19 protein-coding genes are annotated in these 24,237 nt (G+C 48.6%); 14 read left to right on the top strand and 5 right to left on the bottom strand.

The window, feature by feature from the left end; translation table 11 throughout:
* Positions 1–14 precede the first annotated feature (14 nt).
* The gene (locus POF51_RS15890) at positions 15–803 is read left to right on the top strand and encodes a DeoR/GlpR family DNA-binding transcription regulator (RefSeq protein ID WP_069848121.1); all 789 of its coding nucleotides are present in this window, start codon (positions 15–17) and stop codon (positions 801–803) included.
* Between the two features lie 56 nt (positions 804–859).
* Here the strand turns inward: POF51_RS15890 and POF51_RS15885 are convergent, their stop codons facing one another.
* Both POF51_RS15885 and POF51_RS15880 read right to left on the bottom strand, forming a co-directional pair.
* On the bottom strand, positions 860–2,506 hold the full coding sequence (locus tag POF51_RS15885) for an AraC family transcriptional regulator (RefSeq protein ID WP_069848119.1): 1,647 nt from the start codon (positions 2,504–2,506) through the stop codon (positions 860–862).
* Between the two features lie 125 nt (positions 2,507–2,631).
* Positions 2,632–3,618 carry an ABC transporter substrate-binding protein gene (locus POF51_RS15880; RefSeq protein WP_069848117.1) on the bottom strand — a complete coding sequence of 329 codons (987 nt, stop codon included), beginning with the start codon at positions 3,616–3,618 and terminating at the stop codon, positions 2,632–2,634.
* A 274-nt stretch (positions 3,619–3,892) separates the two neighbouring features.
* Here POF51_RS15880 and POF51_RS15875 point away from each other — a divergent pair, with 274 nt between their 5' ends.
* The 7 genes from POF51_RS15875 (at position 3,893) to nagA (ending at position 12,394) form a co-directional block, all read left to right on the top strand.
* Positions 3,893–4,867: an ABC transporter substrate-binding protein gene (locus POF51_RS15875; protein ID WP_069848115.1), complete on the top strand. Its 975-nt coding sequence runs from the start codon at positions 3,893–3,895 to the stop codon at positions 4,865–4,867.
* Positions 4,868–4,996: 129 nt separating this feature from the next.
* Positions 4,997–6,589, top strand: a complete 1,593-nt coding sequence (locus POF51_RS15870; protein WP_069848113.1) for an AraC family transcriptional regulator — start codon at positions 4,997–4,999, stop codon at positions 6,587–6,589.
* 132 nt (positions 6,590–6,721) lie between these two features.
* Entirely contained in the window at positions 6,722–7,777 is a 1,056-nt protein-coding gene (locus POF51_RS15865) for a FecCD family ABC transporter permease (protein ID WP_069848110.1), read from the top strand.
* A 2-nt stretch (positions 7,778–7,779) separates the two neighbouring features.
* Complete coding sequence (locus POF51_RS15860; protein WP_069848108.1) at positions 7,780–8,811, top strand: FecCD family ABC transporter permease; 1,032 nt, start codon at positions 7,780–7,782, stop codon at positions 8,809–8,811.
* A gap of 205 nt (positions 8,812–9,016) precedes the next feature.
* Positions 9,017–10,051 (top strand): VOC family protein, encoded by a 1,035-nt coding sequence (locus POF51_RS15855; protein WP_083261646.1) that lies wholly within the window; start codon positions 9,017–9,019, stop codon positions 10,049–10,051.
* A 48-nt stretch (positions 10,052–10,099) separates the two neighbouring features.
* Positions 10,100–11,179 (top strand): NAD(P)H-dependent flavin oxidoreductase, encoded by a 1,080-nt coding sequence (locus POF51_RS15850; RefSeq protein ID WP_069848106.1) that lies wholly within the window; start codon positions 10,100–10,102, stop codon positions 11,177–11,179.
* 45 nt (positions 11,180–11,224) lie between these two features.
* Positions 11,225–12,394, top strand: a complete 1,170-nt coding sequence (gene nagA / locus POF51_RS15845; protein ID WP_069848104.1) for an N-acetylglucosamine-6-phosphate deacetylase — start codon at positions 11,225–11,227, stop codon at positions 12,392–12,394.
* A gap of 508 nt (positions 12,395–12,902) precedes the next feature.
* On the opposite strand, the gene POF51_RS15840 is transcribed toward nagA, so the two are convergent.
* On the bottom strand, positions 12,903–14,756 hold the full coding sequence (locus tag POF51_RS15840; RefSeq protein ID WP_069848102.1) for an SgrR family transcriptional regulator: 1,854 nt from the start codon (positions 14,754–14,756) through the stop codon (positions 12,903–12,905).
* A gap of 148 nt (positions 14,757–14,904) precedes the next feature.
* Here POF51_RS15840 and POF51_RS15835 point away from each other — a divergent pair, with 148 nt between their 5' ends.
* On the top strand, positions 14,905–16,125 hold the full coding sequence (locus POF51_RS15835) for an MDR family MFS transporter (protein ID WP_069848100.1): 1,221 nt from the start codon (positions 14,905–14,907) through the stop codon (positions 16,123–16,125).
* A gap of 38 nt (positions 16,126–16,163) precedes the next feature.
* Here POF51_RS15835 and POF51_RS15830 read toward each other — a convergent pair whose 3' ends face one another.
* Entirely contained in the window at positions 16,164–16,535 is a 372-nt protein-coding gene (locus tag POF51_RS15830) for a VOC family protein (RefSeq protein WP_069848308.1), read from the bottom strand.
* 98 nt (positions 16,536–16,633) lie between these two features.
* Between POF51_RS15830 and POF51_RS15825 the strand changes: the two genes are divergently transcribed.
* The gene (locus POF51_RS15825; protein ID WP_069848098.1) at positions 16,634–17,560 is read left to right on the top strand and encodes a serine/threonine protein kinase; all 927 of its coding nucleotides are present in this window, start codon (positions 16,634–16,636) and stop codon (positions 17,558–17,560) included.
* On the opposite strand, the gene POF51_RS15820 is transcribed toward POF51_RS15825, so the two are convergent.
* A complete protein-coding gene (locus POF51_RS15820) occupies positions 17,541–19,580 on the bottom strand; it encodes a VWA domain-containing protein (protein ID WP_069848096.1) in 2,040 nt (679 codons plus the stop codon). The genes POF51_RS15825 and POF51_RS15820 overlap by 20 nt on opposite strands.
* Positions 19,581–20,130: 550 nt before the next feature.
* On the opposite strand from POF51_RS15820, the gene POF51_RS15815 reads away from it, so the two are divergent.
* The 4 genes from POF51_RS15815 (at position 20,131) to POF51_RS15800 (ending at position 24,168) form a co-directional block, all read left to right on the top strand.
* On the top strand, positions 20,131–22,299 hold the full coding sequence (locus tag POF51_RS15815) for a transcriptional regulator (RefSeq protein ID WP_069848094.1): 2,169 nt from the start codon (positions 20,131–20,133) through the stop codon (positions 22,297–22,299).
* A gap of 150 nt (positions 22,300–22,449) precedes the next feature.
* Entirely contained in the window at positions 22,450–22,875 is a 426-nt protein-coding gene (locus POF51_RS15810; RefSeq protein WP_069848092.1) for a membrane-associated protease 1, read from the top strand.
* Positions 22,876–22,977: 102 nt separating this feature from the next.
* On the top strand, positions 22,978–23,424 hold the full coding sequence (locus POF51_RS15805) for a J domain-containing protein (protein WP_069848090.1): 447 nt from the start codon (positions 22,978–22,980) through the stop codon (positions 23,422–23,424).
* A gap of 189 nt (positions 23,425–23,613) precedes the next feature.
* Positions 23,614–24,168, top strand: coding sequence for an FHA domain-containing protein (locus tag POF51_RS15800; protein WP_069848087.1), 555 nt, complete (start codon positions 23,614–23,616; stop codon positions 24,166–24,168).
* Positions 24,169–24,237: the final 69 nt, after the last annotated feature.

Below are 24,237 nucleotides of genomic sequence, written 5' to 3'. Positions count from 1 at the left end.
GGGGGACATTCGGCGTGTCGTTGTTCGGGGAAGAGCGTAAGCAAATCATTTTGCAGTTGATCAATTCCAATGGCAAGGTGCGGACCAATGAGCTGGTCGAAAAGCTGCAAGTATCGTCTGAGTCTATCCGCAGGTATTTGGAAGAGCTGGAGGCGGAGAAAAAGCTGAAGCGCGTCTATGGCGGGGCAGTAAAGCTGACAGTGGAGCGCTCCGAGCCCTCTCATTTTGCCCGTGAAGTCTTGCGAGCGGAAGAAAAGAAACGGATTGGGCGGCTGGCAGCGGACTTGGTGCAAGATAGCGATACCATTGTCATCGATGAAGGGACAACGCCTTTGCAAATGATCAGCTTTCTCGTGACGAAAAAAGAATTGACGATCCTCACTAGCTCGATCACGGCGCTGAATCGATTAATCGAGTACCAAAACAATGGAATGCTTGCGGCAGATATCTACTTCCTGGGTGGAAAGGTGAGCGCCAAGCATCATCGGGTAAGCGGGACCTATGCAGAGAAGATGATGAAACAATTTTATGTGGACAAGGCGTTTATCGCGGCTGACGGCATCCTGCTCCATAAAGGCTTGACCTGCTATGAGCCAGATCGAACGGAACTCGCCCGTTGTTTCATCGAAAATGCCAATGAAAGCATTGTGCTAGCGGACCATTCCAAGATCGGTGTCAGCACATTGTGCAAGATCGCAGACTTAGGAGAGGTCGACATCGTGATCAGCGATATGGCAGCACCAGCAGAATGGAATAAAGGACTCCAAGCAAGAAACGTAGCATGGATGGTAGCAGAGGAGTAGTAGTAAGAGTAAGCAGGCCAGCGATTCCCCACGACAGGGAAGCTGGCCTGTTTGCTTCAGGAAGAATGGCGCAGCAAAAGTGGCAGCATTTGCAGCAATCTCTCTCTGGTAAGAGCAGCGCCCCAATTCCATTTTTGCGCTTCTACAAAATAGACATAGCCGTTCTGAACGGCAGGCAGACTCTTCCACCTATCACTTTGCATCAATTCAGAAGTAGCCTGACGCGATTCGGTGTCTTCGGACAGCAGCATAAAGATCCGATCGCCTGCGTACAGGGGGATGTCCTCCTCTCGAATTTCGATAAAGCCGTAGCCAGCTTGCAGTACTTCTTGAATTTTATCCACAGGAGAAAAACCGTTTGGATGGTAAAGGGCGGAGGAAAGTCCTGAAGTGCCCATTACGAACAGACGCCCGCCATGCTCATGGATAAAGACGGATGCAGTCTCACCAGGCACAAGCTCGGAGCGGAGCTGATTCCACATGGTGGTAGCATTCGTGTGGTATTTCCTGAGCCATTCCCGCGCCTCGTTCTTTTTCCCCAGCCAATCTCCGAGTGTATGCAACCGTTCCTCCAGCGAAGCAAATGAATTAAACGTGAGCGTTGGGGCAACCTGGTTCATCTGCTTGTATTTGTCTTCTTCTGCGTTCGCGAAAATGATCAGATCTGGCTTCAATGACTTCAAATGGTCATAGTCAACGGGAAAGTCGATATCCTGCATGTGTTTTACCTTGTCTCGATAGATGGTTCGTTCCATCCAGGTAAAATTCCCTCCGACGATATTTTCAACATGGAGTGCGAGCAAATCATTAAACGTCTCCCCAATATAAAGGATGCGTTGTGGCTGAAGGGGGATCTCTACCTCATGGCCTGTCCAGTCCTGCACGAGCTCCATGCGGTGAGTCAGCCTGGAATATTGCCTTGGCGTGTAACCGGTCGTCTTTCGAAAGCGACGATTGAAATAATACTCATCCATGAAGCCGACCTGCGAGGCAATGTCCCGCAATGAATCGTTCGAGCTTTTCAGGAGCTCTTTCGCATGATGAATACGCAGCGCTGTCACATATTCCAAAGGCTTTTTACCCGTCAACTGGCGAAAGAGCTGCGTGTACTGCCACGACGGCACATTGGCCAGTTGTGCCAACTGCTTGACCGTCATGTTCTCTTGATAATTTTGTTGGATATAACGAATGCTGTTCTCGACCTCTGTGCTCTTGCTAGGGATAAGGTCAGGAGACAGATTTTGCTCCAGCAAAAATCCGAGTAGCTTCTGGAACCGCAATTGCTGCCAATAGCTGTCCATTTCAGAAGAAGTTGATTTGCCTAAGAGCAAAGCGTCACATAAGCGCAAGAGCCGGGCAGAGGGGTGAGCGGACAGCTCGATACGGCCATCAAGCAATGCGTATGGGTACGGTAGAGGTCTATTGTCTGGATCGAACGAGATGACGGTAAACGAGATTTGGTAGCACTCAGTCGCGCTGTCGTACATGGATTCAATCGCAAAAGGAGTAGACGGTGAAAGCAAAAAACACTTTCCTGCCAAAGGTGAAATCGTTTGATCGTGAATACGGAGGCTGCCGTAACCTTTTGTGAAGAAGAGCAGGGTATGGAAGGGAGTGGGTGAAGGACAAGCCGTCCGCTCTACTTGATACAACTGAAAATGAAGGGAACCGAGCGGGGGATGAGGTGGTATAGAGTGAAGCATCGGTTATGCCCTCCTTTTTTATGTGAGAATAATTATCACTCGCTTTGTCAATCGTATACAAAAAAAAGAAGCTTTTCAATCATTGTTGAAAAGCTTCTCATGTTTCATTCAGGCGACATGATGGACTACTTCGCCAGGATTTCAGGAATCCTTTGCAGGAGCCACTCTCTTGTTGTCGCATCACTGCTAGATTTTTCGATGTCGATAAAGTAGACATAACCGTTTTTAACAGCAGGAAGGTCCTTCCAGATACGTGATTTTAGCAGCTCCTGCGTTGATTTCTCAGCTTCCTCGCTCGCAGTATTCAGAATAAAGATACGATCTCCCGCTATTTCGGGCAAACGTTCCACAGAGATGAGTTCAAATCCTTTTTGTGCATCGAGAATTTCCTGAATGGGCGCAGTGGGCTTGAATCCGTTTGTATCGTAGAGGACTTGGGAAAGCCCTGTTCTTGCCATGACAAACAGCCGATCACCCGGATAATAGGTAAAGACAGAGACGGTTTCTCCTTCTTTCATGATGCCAGACTCCTTCAGCTTCTTCCACATCTCCTCCGATTTGAGCTTGTAATCGGCAAGCCATTTGGTGGCTGCTTCCGGTTTCCCAATCATATCACCGAGCTGGGTCATCCGCTCTTCCAACGGGGCGAATGTATCAAAAATGACGGTAGGGGCGATTTTGGTTAGCTGTTCATATTCTTTTTCTTCGGTATTTGCATGGATGATCAAGTCAGGCTGTAATTCAAGGACCTTTTCGAGATTAATGGGAAAACCGACATTCTGGACATCGTGCAGTTGGTCTTCAAAGATTTGGTTGGTGTACCCGAATCCCCCAATCGGCTTCACGCCCAACGCGAGCATATCGCCAAATGTCTCACCGGAATAGATGATTCGTGCAGGGGAGACCGGGATGTTGCCTACATGCCCGAGATAATCAGTATATGGACGCGTTTGGCTTTTCTGACTTGCCTCGCTGCTCGTTGCGCTTGTTGCTTCTTGTCCAAGTGTGGAAGCGGTAGTTGCTTGCGAAGCGGATGGACTGCATCCAATGAGCAAGCTGCCAGCCAGAATGAAAATTCCTAACGTTCCGGTCATGTTGCGCATGTGTTTCATTTCTATTTTCCTCCAGTAGTCGTTTGAATCTGTTTGTTATCCAATGATAATCATTATCAGATATAGCTTAGCAGCTCAATGGACAAACGTCAGATAGCCATCATTGATTTTGTACAAAGAGAAGGATTTCACACGGACAGTTGTGGAGTTTGGACAAAAAATAATGGAGAAAATGCATTGTCAGATGGCGAGGAAACACATATGATCAGGATGCAAATAGTGAGAATGAGAATCAATTTTATAATCATCAGCAGATGTGAGAGAGGGTAGAAAGATGGTAAGAACGGTTCGGAATGCAGGATTGGCATGGATGGCATTATTATTGATCATGATGCTCGTGTTAACTGCGTGTGCAGAAAAAGCAGCGGAGCCAACATCCACTGAGCAGAAAGCACCGACAGAGAACACCGCTGCGAAAACCAAAGTGGTGAAAGACGCCTATGGCGATGTAGAGATTCCGGTAAAGCCACAGCGGGTAGCTGCTATTTATCAGGAGGACTTCTTGACAGCATTGGGTGTGACCCCGGTTGTCCAGTGGTATCACCCGGCATGGGGCAAACAGGATTACCTCGGGCTGGACGTGCCTCTTTTTGATATTACAGGAAGTATGGAAGCGTTGCTTGCAGCCAATCCGGATATTATCATTGTGGATGGCTACGCTGATCCCAAGAAATATGAGGAATTCAGCAAGGTAGCTCCTACGTACAAGCTGCCGGATGAACTCCGTAACGACACGATTGGAAGACTCAAGAAAATCGCCGAGGTGCTAGGCGTTCCAGAAAAAGCAGACGAAGCGATCCAAAAGTACAATGAGAAAATTGCGGATACCAAAGCAAAGCTAGAAAAGGCGATTGGCAATGAAACAGTAGCCGTCATTCGTTTGAACGTGGGAAATAAGCCGAATTTGGCCCTCTTCGGAGATGGCAATGTTTACACAGGCATGCTTTATAAGGAGTTGGGTCTTACGCCATATTCCGCTGCCAAAAATCAAGAAACACATGTGGTATTATCAGAAGAAGCCATCCCGGCTATCGATGCAGACCATATCATTGTTTTCTCGTCGAACGGCACGTGGACTTCCGAAGAAAACAAGGATGCGCTCAAGATTTTGGAGAGCCCAATCTGGAAATCTGTTCCTGCTGTGAAAAAAGGCCATGTCTACCCAATGGAGCGGACACATTGGCAATCCGGTGCCATACTGGCCAATATGAAGAAGGCAGACGACTTGGTCAAAGCGTTTGTAAAGTAATCGAGTTCAATAGAGAAAGCGCGTCATATCGGCTGATGCGCTTTCTTTTTCATTTGTGGAGCTTGTCCTCGGGATGTTTACTCATTATAATAATAAATGATAATCATTCTCACGAGAAGGGTGAGGGAGATGAATAACGAAGCATCCGGGGCCAAGCTATCTCCACCATCATTCTTTGCAATGACGGCTATCCAAAAAGGTAATGTGGAAAGATGGCAGGACTATCAAGAGCCGGAAGACTACACGATGATTGTAGCGACAGACGGAGAAGGGCTCATTGAAATCGAATCATCGACTTATCGGTTCACTCGGGAGCGTTGTTGGATTGCAGCACCGCGTCAGAACGTTCGGATCAGTTGCACGAGTCATGTTCTCGACTATTATTATCTGACTTTTCGTGTCGTCCACACGGGAGCTCCGACGAAGGCACAATCTTCCGAGGCTTTTTTCTGTACGGGGGAGTTGACCTGCACGCCTTTTTCACGTGTCGTTGAATCGATTGCGGAGATTTACAAGCATCGCGATGGCACGGAGGCGTTGCAACGATTTTACCATCACGTGCGGTTTGAGGAATTGCTATGCGTTTTGGCCCAGCAAAATGTGCCAGGTAAAACAAGTTTGGACCCGAGGCGAGCTGTTGAACGTTCGATTGCGTATGTAGAGGAGCATTACCAGGAGCCGCTGACCGTAGAGCAGTTGGCAGAGGAAGCGCATGTGGCACGTTGGCGATACACACAGCTTTTCAAAGAAATAACAGGACAACTACCGCTTGATTACATCCATCAGCTGCGGATGAATCAGGCGAAGCAGCTACTGCTCATGACAGGTGATCGGATCAACGAGATCGCCCAAAATGTCGGATTCAACAGCGAGTATTATTTCAATCGTCGTTTTAAGCAGAGTGTAGGGCTCACGCCAGGAAAATATCGCAACATTCATCGGGATGATTTACGAGTCATCTCTCTTTATATGGAGGATTATTTGCTGGCTCTTGGCATTCGCCCCGTCGTTCAATGGGCGCATACATATTGGGGGCAGCAGGACTATTTGGGCCTGCATGATGTACCGACCTACGATGTGCTGACAGATGACGTGCAGCTCTTGTCCAGTCGTGCCCCAGATGTCATTATGCTTCGGGAATGTACAGGCTGGAAGGAGAATGCGTATGCCAAATGTGCCCGGATTGCCTTCACATGCGTGATTCGGCAGTTCGGTCCTGAGTGGCGAAAAACATTGCGCACCCTTGGTGATCGGTTGGGCCGAAGTGAATTGGCAGAGCGGTCAATCGAGCAGTATGAACAAAAAGTAAGAGCTGCCAAAAATGTAATGGGACGCAGTCTCAAAGGGCAGAAGGTAGCCTTCTTGCGCATATCGGCCGATGAAATCCTTGTGGAGAAAAACTACACATCGCAGGTGTTGTTTCAAGATTTGGAAATGGAGCCGGCTCCACTGGTAAAAAAACAATTTGCCAAGCAGGTGAGAGAAGGGGTATCGTGGGAAGAGTTGTCTACGCTGGATGCTGATCATATTTTTTTCGCCTTTGACAAATGGCATCAGGGAAAAACAGGTGCCGAACAGCTACAGCTCAACCATCCCGTGTGGCAAGCGCTTCCTGCTGTCCAAAACAAGCGGGCGTATCAAGTGGATTTCATGACCTGGATGAACCACGGTGTGATCGCCAACGGAAAAAAGGTCGATGATGTCCTCAAGGTGTTAGCCTAAATGTACAAAGGCAAGCGCGCGTTTATCCATTGACACTGTTTTCATACATCGCCTAAAATTCTTTTGTGATAATAAGAATCAATATCATCGAAAACAACTCAGCTCCATACCAACGAAAAAAAGGTGGCACGTATGAGTCAACACGCACATTCCCTGAAAGAGGGGAATAACGGAAAGCCGGTTGCGTTTCGCTCTCGCCCTTGGGCAGCGACGCTAATTTTGACCGGCGGGGTTTTCGCATTAATACTAGGGATGTTTTTGTCTGTGTCATTTGGAGCAGCCGACATCCACTTTGCTGTCGTATGGGAAGCTATTTTTCAATTTAATCCTGATATTACGCAACACCAAATTATTCAGGAGATTCGTTTGCCGCGACTTCTCGGCGGTGCAATGGTCGGGGCGAGTCTCGCTGTTGCAGGTGCCATCATGCAAGGGATGACACGCAACCCGCTGGCAGATTCCGGATTGCTTGGTTTGAACGCAGGTGCCGGATTTGTTTTGGCTCTCTGCTTCGCTTTTTTCCCAGGTCTGCCGTTCATGTATCTGATTCTCTACAGCTTTTTGGGTGCTGGTGTTGGGGCAGGTATGGTTTACGGGATTGGTTCCTTGGCAAAAGGCGGCTTGACTCCCGTGCGTCTCGTTTTGGCGGGTGCAGCATTGACCGCACTATTGTCTGCGTTAAGCGAAGGGATTGCCCTTTACTTTAAAATTGGACAAGATTTGGCCTTCTGGTATGCAGGCGGTGTGGCGGGAACCAAATGGTTTCAGCTTGAAGTCATGTTTCCGTGGATTCTCGCAGCCCTTATTGGTGCCATGATGCTGTCGCGTTCCATTACGATGCTCAGTCTTGGAGAAGAGGTAGCAAAAGGATTGGGGCAGCGCACGGCGTTAGTGAAACTGGCAGGCATGATCATCGTTCTGATTTTGGCTGGATCAGCAGTTGCCGTTGTTGGGGCAGTAGGCTTTGTTGGATTGATCATTCCGCATATGACCCGCTTTTTGGTTGGGGTCGATTACCGATGGATCATTCCTTGTTCAGCCATTTTGGGTAGCTTGCTCGTCGTTTTCGCCGATTTGGCCGCAAGAATGGTAAATCCGCCGTATGAGACGCCGTTAGGGGCACTTATTGCGCTAATCGGTGTACCGTTCTTCCTTTACTTGGCGCGTAAAGAAAGAAGGGAGATGTAATCATGCAGCATATGGTTTCCCATTACCAAACCCGCAAAAGAAATAGAGCCTTTGCGGTTATGACGATACTCGCTATCCTCATTTTCATCGCGTTTATCATCAGTATGAACACAGGCTACATACGATTGTCACCAAGCGATCTGCTGATGACGCTGATCGGTTCTGGAACAGACAAACAAAGCTTGATCTTGTTTGAATTTCGCTTGCCGCGGATTGTTATTTCCCTCCTGATTGGAGCAGGACTTGCCGTATCTGGGTGTATTATTCAAGGGATTTCCCGTAATGCATTGGCCGAACCCGGTATTTTAGGGATCAACGCTGGTGCTGGCTTGATGGTGATGCTGTTCATTTCATTTTATCCCTCGACGTCTGCCGCACCTGTTTTTTTGCTGCCGGTGTTGGCTTTGCTTGGGGCCAGCGTGACAGCAGCGCTGATCTTCGTCTTGTCATATAAAAGACACAAGGGATTGTCTCCGACCCGTATTGTATTGACGGGGATTGCCGTGGCGGCTGGGATGAGTGCCGCGATGATCGTCTTGACGCTGAAGCTGAGTCCGGATAAGTACCAGTTTGTGGCGACTTGGCTCGCCGGTAGTATCTGGGGGACCAACTGGAAGTTCGTTCTTTCGTTGCTGCCCTGGATCGCCATTTTAATCCCCTATGTTTTTTACAAAGCACGTGTCATGAACGTGCTCAATTTGGGAGAAGAGTTGGCGAAAGGCTTGGGTGCACCCGTTGCCAAAGAGCAATTGAAGCTGCTGGCTGCCGCAGTCGGGCTTGCTGCTTCCTGCGTGGCAGTGAGTGGAGGCATCGGTTTTGTCGGGTTGATCGGTCCGCATTTGGCCCGCAGACTAGTGGGGCCAAAGCATGAAATGCTTTTGCCTACAGCAGCGCTAGCGGGTGCACTATTGGTCATCGTGGCTGATACCATCGGACGCTGGATCATGCAGCCGTCAGAGATTCCGACTGGTATCGTTGTAGCCGTTATCGGTGCTCCGTATTTCTTGTACTTGCTGGCACGTTCAAAAGCATAGTTTCGCAAATTGTGGATTTGGCGAGCGTTTTCCCGTCTAGTTACGAGGGAGACGCTCGTTTTTGTATACAGCGAAGTGGAGATCAGGCAATTTGGGAATTGAAAAGAGGGAAATGTTGGAGGACAATGGGGGGAAGAAGCAACCGCCTTGTGTTTGCTATAATATCAGCATAAGCATGTATCGGGACGAGAAGGAGTAAAGGCATATGATCGATCGATTAGACCACTTGGTTTTGACGGTAAAAGACATCGAAGCAACCTGTCACTTTTACGAAAAAGTCCTGGGAATGAAGGTTGTAACGTTTGGCGACGGTAGGATGGCCCTGCACTTCGGCCAGCAAAAAATCAATTTGCATCAAAGCGGACAAGAATGGGAGCCAAAAGCGATGCATCCAGTCGCAGGCTCCGCTGATCTATGTCTTGTCACATCGCTTCCACTGGAGCAAGTCATCCAGCATATTCATGCATGCGGCGTCCATTTGGTGGAAGGACCTGTTCCAAAAACAGGCGCCATCGGGCCGATTCGTTCGGTGTATTTGCGTGATCCGGACCATAATTTGATCGAGGTCTCCCAGTACCTGCCACAGGAATCAGGGGCGGCTTCCCTTGTTCCTGCCATCAAGGAGATTTCCAAGAGATTGCAAGAACGTGAACGAGGGACGAGCGGCGCATACAGTGTCTTGCTCCCGCTCGTCAAAATGGCTGACAACCAGCTAGGCATTTTATTTGAAAAAAGAGCCAGTACGATGCGGCGACAGGCGAACGAGGTTTGTTTTCCGGGAGGGCGAGCTGAGAAGAGTGACGAATCCCGTTGGGTGACGGCTGCTCGGGAAACAAGCGAGGAGCTGGGTATTCCACTTGATCGGATTCATTTTGTAGGCGAACTGGATCAGGTGATTGGGCCAGGCTCCTCCATTATTACGCCCTTTATTGGATTCGTGGAAGGAATTCCAGATATGAAGCCGAATCCAGACGAGGTCGGAGAGGTCTTTATCCTTCCACTCGATCGGCTGTTGGCAACACAGCCAGCGAAGTATCTTTCCTCAGTCATGACCGAGCCCGAAGAGGATTTTCCTTATCATCTGATCCCGGGTGGCAAGCGATATCCGTGGCGAAAAGGGACAGTCGAGCATTTGTTTTATGAGGTGGACGGGCGTGTCATCTGGGGGTTAACCGCCCGGGTGTTGGCTCAGTTTCTTGAATGGATTCGCAGCGACGACCAATCAACTAGTAAACAATAAAAGCGGTTGTTCATTTTGAACAACGATAAGCTGAGGAGTGGATTTACCATGTGGACAAACAATCCTATCACTTCGCGTTTACATTTGAAATGGCCGATTATTCAGGCGCCAATGGCAGGGGGGGCGACCACACCCGCCCTGGTAGCCGCTGTCTCAGAAGCAGGGGGACTCGGAACGCTCGGTGCGGCGTATATGTCTCCTGAGCAGATTCGTGAGGCGATCAAGTCCATTCGGGCGTTAACGGACAAACCGTTTGGGGTGAATCTGTTTATCCCGGAAGATTATGATGCCGACCAGCCGATCGCAGAGAGCATTGCCCAGGCAATGAATGAGGTACGAGATCGACTGGGTATCCCGCAAAACCCGAAGGTGACGCAATTTACAGAGCCGTTTGGTGAGCAGATGGCTGTCGTTTTGGAGGAACAGCCCGCGGTTTTCAGCTTTACCTTTGGTGTTCTGGATCATCGCTTGATGGCAGAGTTGAAGCAGCGGGGAATCACTGTCATCGGAACAGCGACAACCGTTCGCGAAGCGATTGCATTGGAAGCGAGCGGAGTTGATATGATTGCCGCTCAAGGCAGCGAAGCAGGCGGGCACCGTGGTTCCTTTTTGCCGGATTCACCAGGCAATATGATTGGAACGATGGCGCTCGTCCCGCAAATGGTGGATCGGGTCAAGATTCCCGTCATCGCGGCTGGAGGGATCATGGATGGTCGAGGGATCGCAGCAGCACTCGCGCTCGGGGCACAAGCGGCACAGCTCGGAACGGCTTTTCTGACGTGTAAGGAGAGCGGAGCACATGCCCTGCACAAGAAGGCCATTTTGGAGACGAGGGAAGAGTCCATCGTGATGACACGTGCTTTCTCTGGTAAATGGGCAAGGGGTATTCAAAATGAGTTTATGACAACGCTCGCCCCATTTGATCACGAGCTCCCGACCTATCCGGTACAAAATGCCCTGACCAAAGACATTCGAGCCGCAGCGGGCAAGCAGCAGCAAATTGCGTACATGTCGATGTGGGCGGGGCAAGCAGCTCCACTCAGCCAGGAAATTAGTGCGAGTGAGCTCGTTGAAAAGCTGGCAGCGGAGACGACGAGGATTTGCAGCAATCTGGGGCAACCCCAGTAGAATAAACGCGCAAAGAAAGCCACGCGAAAGACGGAGGAAATCAGAGTGAACCAGGAATACGCTCTCAAGGGGAACCTTGTCGCAGATGGACAGGAATTGCATAATGGTCTCGTAGTCGTGGGAAATGGAAAGATCACCTATGTTGGCAAGGCTGATGAGTATGGAAAAGCTTTGCCAAATCATGTGGTGACAGTAGAGGATGGCTGGATTTGCCCTGGATTCGTCGATATGCACATGCATGGGATTGATGGATACGACACGATGGACGGGACGCCGGAATCACTTCAGGCCATCTCGACTGCACTTGCACGGCATGGGGTGACGTCTTTTTTGGCGACGACGATGACAGCTCCTTATGATCAATTGGAGCAGGTGCTGGTAAACATCGCGCAGAACAGCAGGGAAGGGCTTCCGGGGGCAGAAGCGATCGGCATCCATCTGGAAGGCCCGTGGATCAATCCTCGTTACAAGGGAGCGCAAAAAGAAGAAAACATCGCGATCCCCAAGCTCGATGTAGTGCAAAAGCTTTACGGGTTATCAGAAGGTCTGATCAAGGTCGTGACGATTGCGCCTGAACAACCGGAAGCACTTGAAGCGATTGCATGGTTAAAAGAACGCGATGTCATCGTGTCTGCTGGACATACAGGCGCTACATTTGCCCAGGCGACGGAAGCGGTAGATGCGGGCGTGCGCCATTTTACACATTGCTTCAATGCCATGACAGGACTGCATCATCGGGAGCCGGGCGTAGTGGGCGCCGCGATGTATCATGAGCAGTTGAGCACAGAGCTGATCGCAGATGGCATCCATGTGCATCCAGCAGTCATGAAGATTTTATATCGGGTCAAAACGGCTGAACGTCTCGCCCTCGTCAGCGATTCCATGCGGGCAGCCGCGATGGGCGAAGGGACGTACGACCTTGGTGGACAAGAGGTTCACGTCCACGACAACCAGGCAAAGCTCGCAGACGGAACACTTGCTGGAAGTATCCTGACGCTGAATCGGGCCGTCGGTAATATGGTGACGTTGAGTGGAGTAGCGTTGCCAGAGGCAGTGGAAATGGCTTCCCATACGCCAGCAAGTATCCTTGGCTTTGGCGACAGAAAAGGACGTCTGGCAGCAGGTTACGATGCAGATATCACGGTTTTGAATACACAATTTGACGTGACAATGACTTTTGTAGCAGGTAAAGAAGTTTATCACCAGTCAAAGTAGTTTCTTATTAGAAAAAAGCAGTCCAAGGTCGCTCTTGGATTGCTTTTTTTAGCTTGAAAGAATAAAGATGTCCTTGAACGGTTGTGGTCGGGGAGAAGCCCTGCCACATGTTTTCCAGTCGCCTATATCCTCTCTTCGTTCGGGCGGTCTCCTTCCAAACATGTGACAGGACTTCCGTACAGCTGTTGTTTTCTGCTTAGTTTACAGCGTTTTTGAAGGTCAACCCAGGGGGAGCTTCATAACGTCTTCCAGGACGACCTTTCAAACTGTTGTGAACAAAAGCCGCGTGGGAAGAAGTGCATTTCCAGTCCAAGCGCCTCTGGAGCCCTACCTAGCGTAGAAATGAATGGCGGGGAATTTCAGCTTTTATCACATACAAAAACGTTGGAACGTTTTCTGGTTTGAAGCGCTCCCGCCATTCATTTCGGAGCGGACAGTCTTCCCCCCTGCGGGGCGGAGGCCGAAGCGTAGACTGGAAATGCACTTCTTCCTCCACCACAGCTCCTTCTTAAAACTGCTGCTGCAACGCCTCCGGCTGAAACCAGATCTTATGAAAGTCCAGCCAGCCCGACGAATTGATCGATACGCCTCGTAGAGACTTGTGAAACGACGTAAGGGTCTTTTTCTGAACCAGATACAAGACAGCATAGTTTTCCTTGATCACGGCTTCGATCCTGGCGAGATGGTGTTCCCGAGCAAGCCGATCTGGCTCCTGAAACGTCAAGCAAATCTCCTTGTTGATCGCCCGAGCCAATGTTTCATCAAATGCGGGGAGAAAGTAATTTCTTTGCAAATACATCTCCAGCTCGCTAATTTGATCGTTGCTAAACACATTGCCGTATAGCTGGCAGTCATGTTCAGGCAAACAATCGCGATTCGAAAATTCCCATGGTTCTCTCACGGCGACTTCCAGATGAATGCCATAATCGCCGCATCGTTGTTGAATCCATAGCGCATCTTCTTCATGGTAGGCTGTGGTCACGAGACGCAATGTTTCTCCCTGATAGTCGCTTTCCTGTAGCAGGGACATGATCTCAGCATGGCAGGGCTGCTGGTTCTCTCTCGCTCTTACCTCCCTTAAAGCAGGGTGATACGTGCGGAAGCCTTTTGCCGGGTGTATGCGATCTCCGCCCAAATCGGCTATCATTTGATTCCGGTCAATTAGCCTATCCAGCGCTTGGCGGAACTTGATATGATTGTGCGGACCGCTCTTCCACTGGTTAAAAACAAGCAAATTGCAGCAGGAAAAAAACGCCTCCGTATCGCACCAGTCCTGACCATCCTGAATGACTGCTTCCTTCAATGCTTGTGCTTTCGACTGGACCCCGTGCGACACCATCACTGACGCCCAATTTGGTTCTTTTAGGCGCCCCATATCCAACTCGGGGAAGATCAAAATTTCCACACGATCCAACTGCGGTCTCCCAAGAAAATGAGCTGGAAATGCCTCTAGAATACAGATGCCCTCGTCAAGGCGGGTCAGCTGAAAGGGGCCGGTTCCAATTGGCTTTTCTCCAAAGCCTTTTTCATCCTGCCGAACGATTTCTTCTGGAACAATGCTTGCGTGAATCGTTGCCAGTAGCCGCAGCAGCAAGTAATTCGGTTCTTTTAGCAGGATGCGCACGGTTCGCTGGTCCATAGCCTCAATCAGTTCTATGTCACGAAACATCCAGCTTGCTTCATACGTGTCTGGATGAAAACGTAGTCGATTCAAGGAAAACACGACATCATGGGCAGTCAATTCCCGTCCATGGTGAAAAAGCACGTTCTTTTTCAAATAAAAGGTCCACTGCTTGGCATCTGGGCTGCTTTCCCAAGAGTGGGCGATGGAAGGCAAAATAGATCGACTGTTCAGATCATAATGGACGAGCGTATTGAATAGCTGTCCCGCCAAATGGGCATCGAAGTGATAATAAGCGTGTCCAGGGTCCAGCGTCACAATCGTGCGGTACACCGGAAAGCGGATGATATCTTGGGAACGGTTCGATACCGAGTGGTTGGAGAAGCCCATTCCTTCTGAGAGCCAATCCATGATCTGGTCTTTGACGGCAGCTTTGCCGTAGCGATTCATGAGCTCCATCGCTTCTTTGACGTCGCCCTTGTCTATTTGCAGCTTGACCTCGGTGAGGAGGATTTCATCAGAATCAGTATGAAGCGTCATGACCGAGACATTCCCTCGCCCGCGTCCCGCCTTCCATTCGATCCAACGCAGCTCGACTAGCTTACGGACAATCAGCTTGGCGTAGCGAGGCGTGCAATGCCAAATCCCAGCCAGCTTTTCGATGGAGACAGGGAACGGTTTCCCGATTTCTTCTTGATGAAAAAACGAACGAAGCTCTAAAAAATGCAGAACGGTAACCATGCAGGCCCCCATTTCTCATATAAAAATGCATGTGCGAAAAGGTGATCAGATTCAATCAAATCGAACCCTTTTTTACCTTTTTCTAGATCCATATACTGAAGATAACACGAGAGATAACAAACGGGAATGGGAAAGAGAGATGGGGAGAATGAGATTTCATCCGGTGGCATGGGGTGTCATTATCGGAACCTTCTTGTCACGCACAGGCTTTTTTATGACGCTTCCGTTTTTGGGCATTTATTTAGGAAAGGTAAAAGGAATTGATCCGGCGATCGTTGGCTCGATCCTCGCACTCAGCTTGCTGGTTGGAACGATTAGTAGCTTTGCTGGGGGAGCACTGTCAGACCGATTGGGCAGATATCCAGTGATGATCACTGCGATGGGAGCTTGGAGCATCGTCTTGATCGGATTCGTTTTTGCGACGGAGACGTGGATGTTCTTTGGTTTAAGTGCCTGCAACGGCCTTTTTCGAAACGTATTTGAGCCGACTGCCCGCGCCCTGCTGGCGGATGTCACGCCGGATGATCAGCGGGCAGCTGTTTTCAATGCCAGGTATTTCGCAATCAACCTGGGTGGAGCAATCGGTCCGTTAATCGGCTTGCAGCTGGGCGCAGGGAGCACATCCTTGTTACCCTTCCTCGTCACAGCCATTATTTTTGCCGTGTACGCAGCTGTGTTGGTGGTATTTATGGTCATATTCAAGGAACAGTTGAAGAAGGACGTGGCTGCTGATCCGGTCACCATGAATCAGATGGCACGGATTGTTTTTACAGACAAAGTATTTCTTTACTTGTTGCTCGGGAATTTGTTCGTTGCTGGTGCCTACTCACATCTGGACACCACACTCTCCCAGTACATTGGGCATGATCGAATAGAGGCATATTCCTTTTTGTTTGTAGTGAATACTATCTCGGTTTTAGCGCTTCAATATCCGCTCGCGAAGTTTATGAAGCGGTACTCATTGATGACCGCGTTGAAGCTGGGCTGTCTATTGTTTGGGCTGGGGCTGTTCGGCTTCGGGCTATTTACGAATTTGTTTTGGCTCTCCGTGGCGATGGTGGTGTTTACGATCGGCGAAATCTTGTGCTTTGTCGTCGGAGATATCCTGATCGGGGAGATCGCTCCCCAGCATTTACGTGGAGCGTATTACGGCGCCAGCGGCTTTGCCTTCCTTGGACAGAGTGTGTGTGCGTGGGTCGGCGGAGTATTGCTCCAGGTACTCGGCTTTGGACAAGGGCCGCTCATCTTCGCCATCCTCATGCTGTTGACCTTTATCGCGTTTCCGTTCTATCAACGGGGCAAGTACGTATGGGAGCAGCGGCAACATCAAAGAAAAAGCTGTGAAAAATCATCACAAGTTATGATTTGAATAGGGTGCCATCTCTTGTTTTTTCCATATCCAACTGACTAGTTGTTCTTCTGAATGACTCCCCACATGTTTCCGCTCGGGTCAAAAAACTTGAGCACCCATCCGAAGCCATCGTTTTGGTAGTGGGTAATCGAGACTTCATGGGCCTGCAAATATTCATGGAGTGCATGCACATCGGAAGTGGTGTACAAAAAAACAGGCATGGGTTGATGATCAACGGTAAAGGTTGCGGACGTCTGCTCATCTGTTTCCCATATCATCAAGGTGGGCCCCGCAGACAGGGCAAGAAAAGCGGAAGTACGATACCGCACCTGTAAGGAAAAGCCAAGGTGATTGCAGTACCAGACAATGGCCTCTTCCAAATTTTTTACGGGAACTTGTACGTGAAGCAACGATTCCAAATGTGCCATGATCAATCATTCCTCTCTCCATCTTTTTTCTTTATATTGCCAGAATCCCCCATCTTTCGTTATCATTTTTTGAGAGGAAAGATAGGGGAGGCCATGACATGGGACAGATAGAACGGGAAAGAGGTCTGAAAAAAGGCACGATCCTGCAAAAAGCTTATCGGATCAAAAAGACCATTTCCACAAGTGAGCTGTCGAATGTGTATGTGGTCTACCATATGAAAAGCAAGCGGACACTCATTCTCAAAGAGTTTTTCCCTCAAGCATTAGCTATGCGAGATTTGGATCACGTGAAGGTCATTTGTCGCAGACCATCGTTACAAGCCAAATTCGACATGCTACTAGACAGCTTTTGGCAAGAGGCGTCCCTACACCAAGAACTGAATCATCCAACTATCATCGGATACATCGACCATTTTGCCGGAAATGGCACAGGTTATCTCGTCGTTGACTATTGCAAAGGGAAGACGCTGGATGAGTATGTATTAGCCCAAGCCGAGCTTGATCTGGGAGCATTTTTGCATCAGACGGTACTTCCGGTATTTGACGGATTAGACTATTTGCACAAAAAAGGCATCATTCATCGCGATATCAAGCCCAAAAACATCTTGGTCACAGAAGCTGGTCATCCTATGCTGATCGATTTTGGCTCCGCGATCTATTTCGATAAGGATGAACCCAAGCCGATCGTGACGACAGAAGGATATTCACCGCTTGAGTTTTACTCGGGTCAATCCAAGCAAGGAGTAATCTCGGATATTTACAGCCTGGCTGCCACGCTGTATTACTGTCTGACCAAAGAGCGTCCCGTTGATGTGGCGGCAAGAGTGATTGAGGATCGCTTGCCATCGCTTCGAACGATCAACCCAGAGGTTCCGCTGCTCCTGGCGAATGTCATTATGTGGGGCTTGGCCGTCGACTCGAAAAAAAGATGCCCCACACTCAAGCTGTTTGCGACAGCGATTCGTGCAGAGCATCTGATTTGGAAGGGAAAGGCGCGCTTCTCTTTTAGGAAGCTTCCTCACTAGACGTTTTCTTAAAGCGAATTTCGATCTCGGTCATCCGATCCTCGAAGGTCACATACACCTTGTCGTTGTATTGGAGGACGAGCTTTTTATGTCGGGGCATGGCTTCCTTGCCCCGCTCAACTGTGCAGTGACTATGATTGACCAAGAGTAGCGTCTGATTTTTTCCTGGCTGGAAGTAAATCTTCTGCGCTTCGGGCAAATGCTCATTCACATCCAAACTGGTGAACAGATCCTGCAACGTGATCCGCTGTTTCTTGCCAAAGGAGGCGAGAGGCCAAAACTTGACAGGAATGTCATTGCCGCTTGCCGTGTGCAGGAAATACCCCTCAAGACGACCCACAAAGGCAGGTTTAGGACGTGTAAGCAGGTAAACACCATAGCCGATCGCAGCTACGAGTAACACAATCATGCCGATGGTGATGTAGCGATCCCATACCGAGTGTACGGTAATGACGAGCGGGCCTGTGACACTTGCTCCTTCCACATCTGTGGCGGTGATGGTGATTTCTGAAGTGCCACTTTTCTCTGGTGAGAGCTTCAGAGCCGCGTCTTGAATCGTAGCGACAAATCGTTCGTCTGGATCAGCGGTGACGATGGTATAGGTCAGCTTGTCGTTATTGGCGTCGGTGAAGAACGAACCTAAATCGATAGCCTGCTCACCGTTTTCCTTCTCGATCGTCAAGGTATTTACCGAGGCAGCAACTGGCGCGATATTCGTGATATCAAAAACGCTTGTAGCCGTCTCGCGATAAAAGTCCGGGCCATTCATAAAAATTCTCCACTCGTACTTGCCTGTGTGAGGGAAGACGTAGTCGACTGTAAAGCTATCGCCAAGATTCTTCATCGGGACCTTTTCTTCTTTTTTTCCCGCGAGATCGGTTACGATCAGTTCTGCTTGCATGGATGCGTACACATCCTTGTCATCCAGTCGTTTGCCACCCTCCAGATGGTGGAGATAGGTAGTCAACGTAGCAGGATTCCCCTTGATCACAGGTTCAGGCTTGACCTCTACACCAGCCATCAAGCTGTAATTCCCCAGTAAATTGATTTTCACCAAATCCCCGGGTTTGCCTCTAAATTTTACGAGATAGTTTCCCTTCTTCGGCTTTTCTATTTTCATCAGGGAGTATTTTTTAGATTTCATAAAATGCACATTTTGCGATTGATAGTACACTTGCGATTCCAGCAGCGGATTGTTCGACAATAGGATAATATTCGCTTCCTGCATGCTGGCGTTAGGAATGGTCACGGTCACTTCCTGCAAGCCCCCGGTAGCTGTCATGGCCGCCACTGATACGAGCTGCGATTGAATATGCTTGGCAAAAATCTGATTGAAGATTTCGGGCAGATCATCCGTACTTTGTGTGACAAAGGAAGTTCCGCCTGTTGCCTCTGCGATTTTTTTCAATTGATCCTTTTGGACGGAGCCATCGCTATTGAGGCCAATCGTATAGATTGGATAGCCTTGCGCTTTTGCTTTTGCGATAGCTGTCTCCACGTCCTTGTTGGATGCTGCCACACTCCTGCCACCCGCATTTTGCCGCAAATCTGTTCCCCCGTCTGAGAGAAGGATCAAAAATGGCTTGCGTGCCGGGTCCTTTGCTTTTTCAATCAGATCTGCCCCTCTGCGCAAACCGAGTCCCAAATCCGAATACCCAGAGTACCGCATCCCTTGAATGGTTCGCTTGAGCTGTTCCCGATTTCTTGCTTCGGCCATGCTCGCTAGAGACTGAGCTTGTACAATTCGATCATTATAAGCGACAAAGCCAATGCGGGTACGCGTGGCTTCGCTCATATCAATGAACATACTCATGACCTCTGCGGCTGTTTTGCCAGGGTCCGTTTTGTTCATGGAATTACTCGTATCAATGACAAAGACCGCGTCTACTCCCGCATCTGCTGTTCCATTTGCCCCCGCAGTAAGAGGGGCGGACAAGAAGAGCATGGGAAGGAGCAGTCCAATGACCACCATTCGAAAAAGTGGCGGCAGAGAGAGGGTTGACTGACGATTTTTGTACATACATTCACCTTTTTTCTGAAAAAAATTTTAAAAAGTTCATACCTTACTAAAATGGGACGATTTACCTATAAATGTTTGTTCGTATAAAAGATCGGTTTCCTATTGCCGATGTATATAAAAGTTAATAACACCCATTTATGTAAATATGAGGTGAATGCATAATACTCCCCAGCGGCAACTAGGGAGAAATATCTATCAGTCCTTGTGCTTCTTTCCTAGTAAGAGAGTGGACAAGGCTGTGCTTATCACAATTTTTTCGAAGAACTAGGAAAGGAGACTCTGTGTCTTCAGCATAAAACGAGAATCCAAGAAAAGGAAGATTCGTGGAATAAAATGGGTCTAAATACTGGGACTGGTCGATGAGGTATAGGAAATTTGTCACGTTTCGCGGAATGTTGACAAATAATGCGGGCAAAGTTTAATTTAAAGGCAAGATTTTCTGCTTGTTTTTGGTATAAATGTCACGTTTTGTATTTTCTTTTGTGAAGTAGGACTCATCATCTATCAAGTAGGACTAAGTGGTTAAGCAGACAACAGAAAGGGGCCATTTATGGACATTATTAACCAGACCAACCGAACCATGCTGTTCGAAGAGATCAACCCGGAAAAATTGGACCTGATCACTATTGTTGGAGATGTAAAAGGCATCGACAGTCTCAGTGACGACAAGATCAAGGAGATCAACGAGCACCTCCTCGTGCGCAGCTTCGATGAGTTTTTGGACAAGTTCTCCCCGAGCGTTTATTCGTTCTACAATGCAGCGAACCAAAAAGTGATGTACACCTTGAAAAAGCCTGACGGAATTGCAGAGGATGCGATTTCTGAGATCAAGATCGATCAGAGCAACGACTTCTTGAAAATGCTGTTTACCCTGATTGATACGAAGCGCAGCCAAGGGATCACAAACGTGGATTTCAAATTCGAGAATTTGCTCGATATGATTTCCCCGAAAAAAGTGATGGATGACATCCGTCAGGTGCGCAAAGAGATTCACTACTTGTACGGCCATTACGAAAAGCTCGATGATGGTGATCCGAAGAAGCTCGATCTCGGTGACAAGCTGAACACGATGTTCGAGGATGCCAGCAAAAACTACAACAACGTCATGGCGATGCTGCCGCTGGCAATTGAAGATATCAAAACACGACTGCTCTTGGGCGGCGCACAAGAAGAGAACCAATCCGAAGCGATTCAGATCGGGATGCTGACGATTGGGGAAGACGGAGAACTGAAGATTATCGAGGCACCAAAGAGTGACAGCCGCGAGCTGATGGTTCTCGATGAAAACAGCGGAAACGGACTGATGAACGTTTTCGAAGAGGATTACGAGTTGATCACAGAGACGCCATCCTCCTATGTAAAAGATCTCGTGGTGCGCACCTTCTGCCCGCTGCCGACGGTACATACCGAAGTGAACATTGAGACAGAGGTACAAAACTACAATACGTATCTGGAGTTTTACAAAAACGCCAAGGACGACTTCGTAAAAACGGTGAAGCCTTTGGTTGAGAAAATTTTGGGCGTGAAGATGTTCTTCGATCAGTACGTGACCAAGAACAAAGGCATGCAGCCAGCTATGCTGATCACGAATACGAAGCTCGACATGCTCGTGAAGTCCAGCAACATTCCACGTCTGGAGACTTACCTGAACACGGTCAACGCGAAAAATGACTTCACGGATACGATCTGGTTCGGAATTGTTCCATCTGTTGATATGGATTCCGCCGGAAAAGCACAAGTGACTCGCGAGCGTTTCCGTGGGAACGAAAAAGTCGTCAAGCAGGACGGCAATACGATGGAATCGCTCACCATGCTGCTCCAAGTCGTCAAGGACTTCAAGGTACAAGTGTTCTTCAGCTTCAGTACAGGTGAAGAAACGACCTTCAACAGCATGGCGACTGCGGGTATTGATAAATACATCGACAAGTGCGGAATCCTGGTGCGCAAAGAATTCAGTGAATTCGCGATCCCGAGCATTCCGAACTTCACGATTATTCCGAAAGATAAATCAGGAGTTGTCATCGACAGCAGAATGCTGCAAACCGAAGACGGCGTGAAGCTGTCCCAGGAAAAAGAAGACATCCTGAAGCTGTGGATCGAGGGTGTTTATGTCGGTGCCAGCTATGTAGCTGCTGGTGTCGTGGCAGCGTACCAGTGTCCAGAGTACTTGCGTGAGACATTCAAAGTGGTTAGCCGCGAATATCCGGGTGTGCGCTTTGACATCGAAGCAGGTGAAAATGGACTGCGCGCTATCACGACAATGGCCAAAGAAATCTCTGGCTTCACCAACAACATTAAAGATTCCATCAACCGCAAAAACTTTGGATTCGTCTTTTCTTCGGAAAATGCACAAATCCAAGGCAAAGATATCAAGCGCATTACGGTGTACAAGGCACGCAGCCTCGCCATGGCAGAGGACGGCTTTGATTCCATCTACAAAACACTGGTCAGCACCTATATCGAGCGGATTCTCCGCTTCCAGACTGGTGATTTCAAACACGACAACATCGTGAAGTTCTTCAGTAACAATCCGAGCAGCCAAAAAAGCAAATGGCTGGGCACACGCGGCTTCGTGAACTCCATCATTCACGATGGTGATGACATGAGCTACATCATCGATGACAAGAGCAATCTGTGCCATATCGATCTGGTGTTCAACGGCAATGTGAAAAATCTGGAGGTCACCATCACCAAAGGAACGACTCCGGTCAAAGCATAGCATTGATCCCCTGGAGAGCTGTTTATGAAACTTTTTGACACATTACGCAGGTGGTTAGAGGTGTGTTTCCCAAAACGCACCCTTACACATAAGCCTCGAAGCCAATCAGGTATTTCGAGAGCAAGATTTCATTTCAAGGAGGTTTTATTCATGGGTTTTCGACTCAAAGTAGAAGGTTCTGAAACAATTGAGCTGGGCATGGACAACATTCAGACAGTAAAGTACGACACTGACACGCCAGACGATTCCAACGCGCGCTCCACAGATGTGGGTGCAACACTGAAACTGACTGGCAAAATCATCACTGCAACAGATGGTGACAGTGCGGATGACACCATGAAGCTGGCTCTCTGGTCTTTGGTACCAGCAGAAAAAGCGGATTGCTACCGCAAAGTAACACTGGAAGTAATCGCTGCTGATCAAGTGATCCGCAAAATCTACTTCCCGAACGCATTCGTAGTGGATTACAACGAGAGCTTTGGCGATACCGAGGGTGTAGGAACATTCAGCATCTTCATCAAGCAAAAGAAAGACAAAACCGAACACACCAAAATCGAAGGCGGCTACGCTGTTTAGGTTTTGAGAGAAGTAAGGTAGGAAGAGCCGTACCTCGAAAGCCGTGTTCGAGGTACGGCTCTACAAAATAACCAAAATCATTGCCAGACAGAGGGTGCATGCATGAAAAATTATTACGAGATTCTGGGGCTAACCAAACAAGCTTCCACGAATGACATCAAAAAAGCATACCGTCAACTGGCAAAGCAGCATCATCCGGATGTCAATGCCGGGAGCAGTGAGTCAGAGAGAATTTTTAAAGAAATTACCGAGGCCTATCAAACATTGCAGGACCCAGCCTTGCGCGAGGCGTACGACGCGCGTTACGAAGCTTTTCAGCAGAAGAAACAACAGTCAGGCCATACAAGTGGCACGAAACAAGGGCAAAGCAAACAGCAAGCACAGACTGCATCGGGTATGAACTTCGAAGATTTGGGAAGCACCTTTGAACGATTTTTTGGATTTAATCCGAAGACAGGCGAGATGAACGACAGCATGAAGTCCGGCAAAAAAAATCCACTGGATACAACGGATATGTTTGAACAGTTTTTCCGCATGAAGAAAAAATAAGATGGAAAAATCGGGCTTGGATGACAGCTCTTTCATGACATAGAGGTAGTAGCAACCTGCTCCTGTCTTTGGATGGATGTCCATACATACACCATTCGCCCAAAGCTCGGAGCATTTTTCTTAAGAGGAAGTTCAAAAATTCGTCTTTTGAACAAGAGCATTTATAGGTAGTTGATTGGGGGGAAAGATGTGGCGAAGAAAAAAGGGTACCAAAAGTCCATCAGAGTGAAGCTCATAGAGCTACTGATTTCCATTCTTGTGATTAGTGCACTCATTTATGTCTTTGGTTATACGGACAGCAACACTCTGAAAATTATTACAGGAATTGCCTTCGGACTCTTTTTGTTCGGGGTCATTATCGTCAAATTCGGAAGCCCCGACGAACCAGAGCCAAAGAAAGAGGATGGCGTCACCAAACTGGTTCTATTAGATGAAGATGGAGAGAGCGTGAAGGAGTGGTTCATCCAAGGGGAGACATCCCTTTTGATCGGCAAAAGCTCCGCGCAAAACGAGGTCGACATCGACTTGGCGGACGCGGAATACGCTGCCTTGATCAGCAAGCAGCATGCGGTTCTGAATCAAGCGTCTGGGAACTGGTTCATCGAGGATATTCATTCCAAAAACGGCACAGGCATCAAGCAGCCGAACAAACGAGACAAGAGCAAGCTGGAGATTGAACAGCCGCATAACGTTAAGGCTGGCGACATCATTTACATAGCCAATACCCGATTGTTGTTGAAATAACAACGGCGGAAACAGCGCTTTTACACACATACATATCGTCCTTGCACGGAACGAAACGGGGGAGCAGAA

The organism is Brevibacillus sp. AG (assembly GCF_028369215.1).
Classification (GTDB): Bacteria; Bacillota; Bacilli; order Brevibacillales; family Brevibacillaceae; genus Brevibacillus; species Brevibacillus porteri.
The sequence above is the reverse complement of the archived record's forward strand: the minus strand, read 5'-3'. Positions and strand labels throughout refer to the sequence as shown.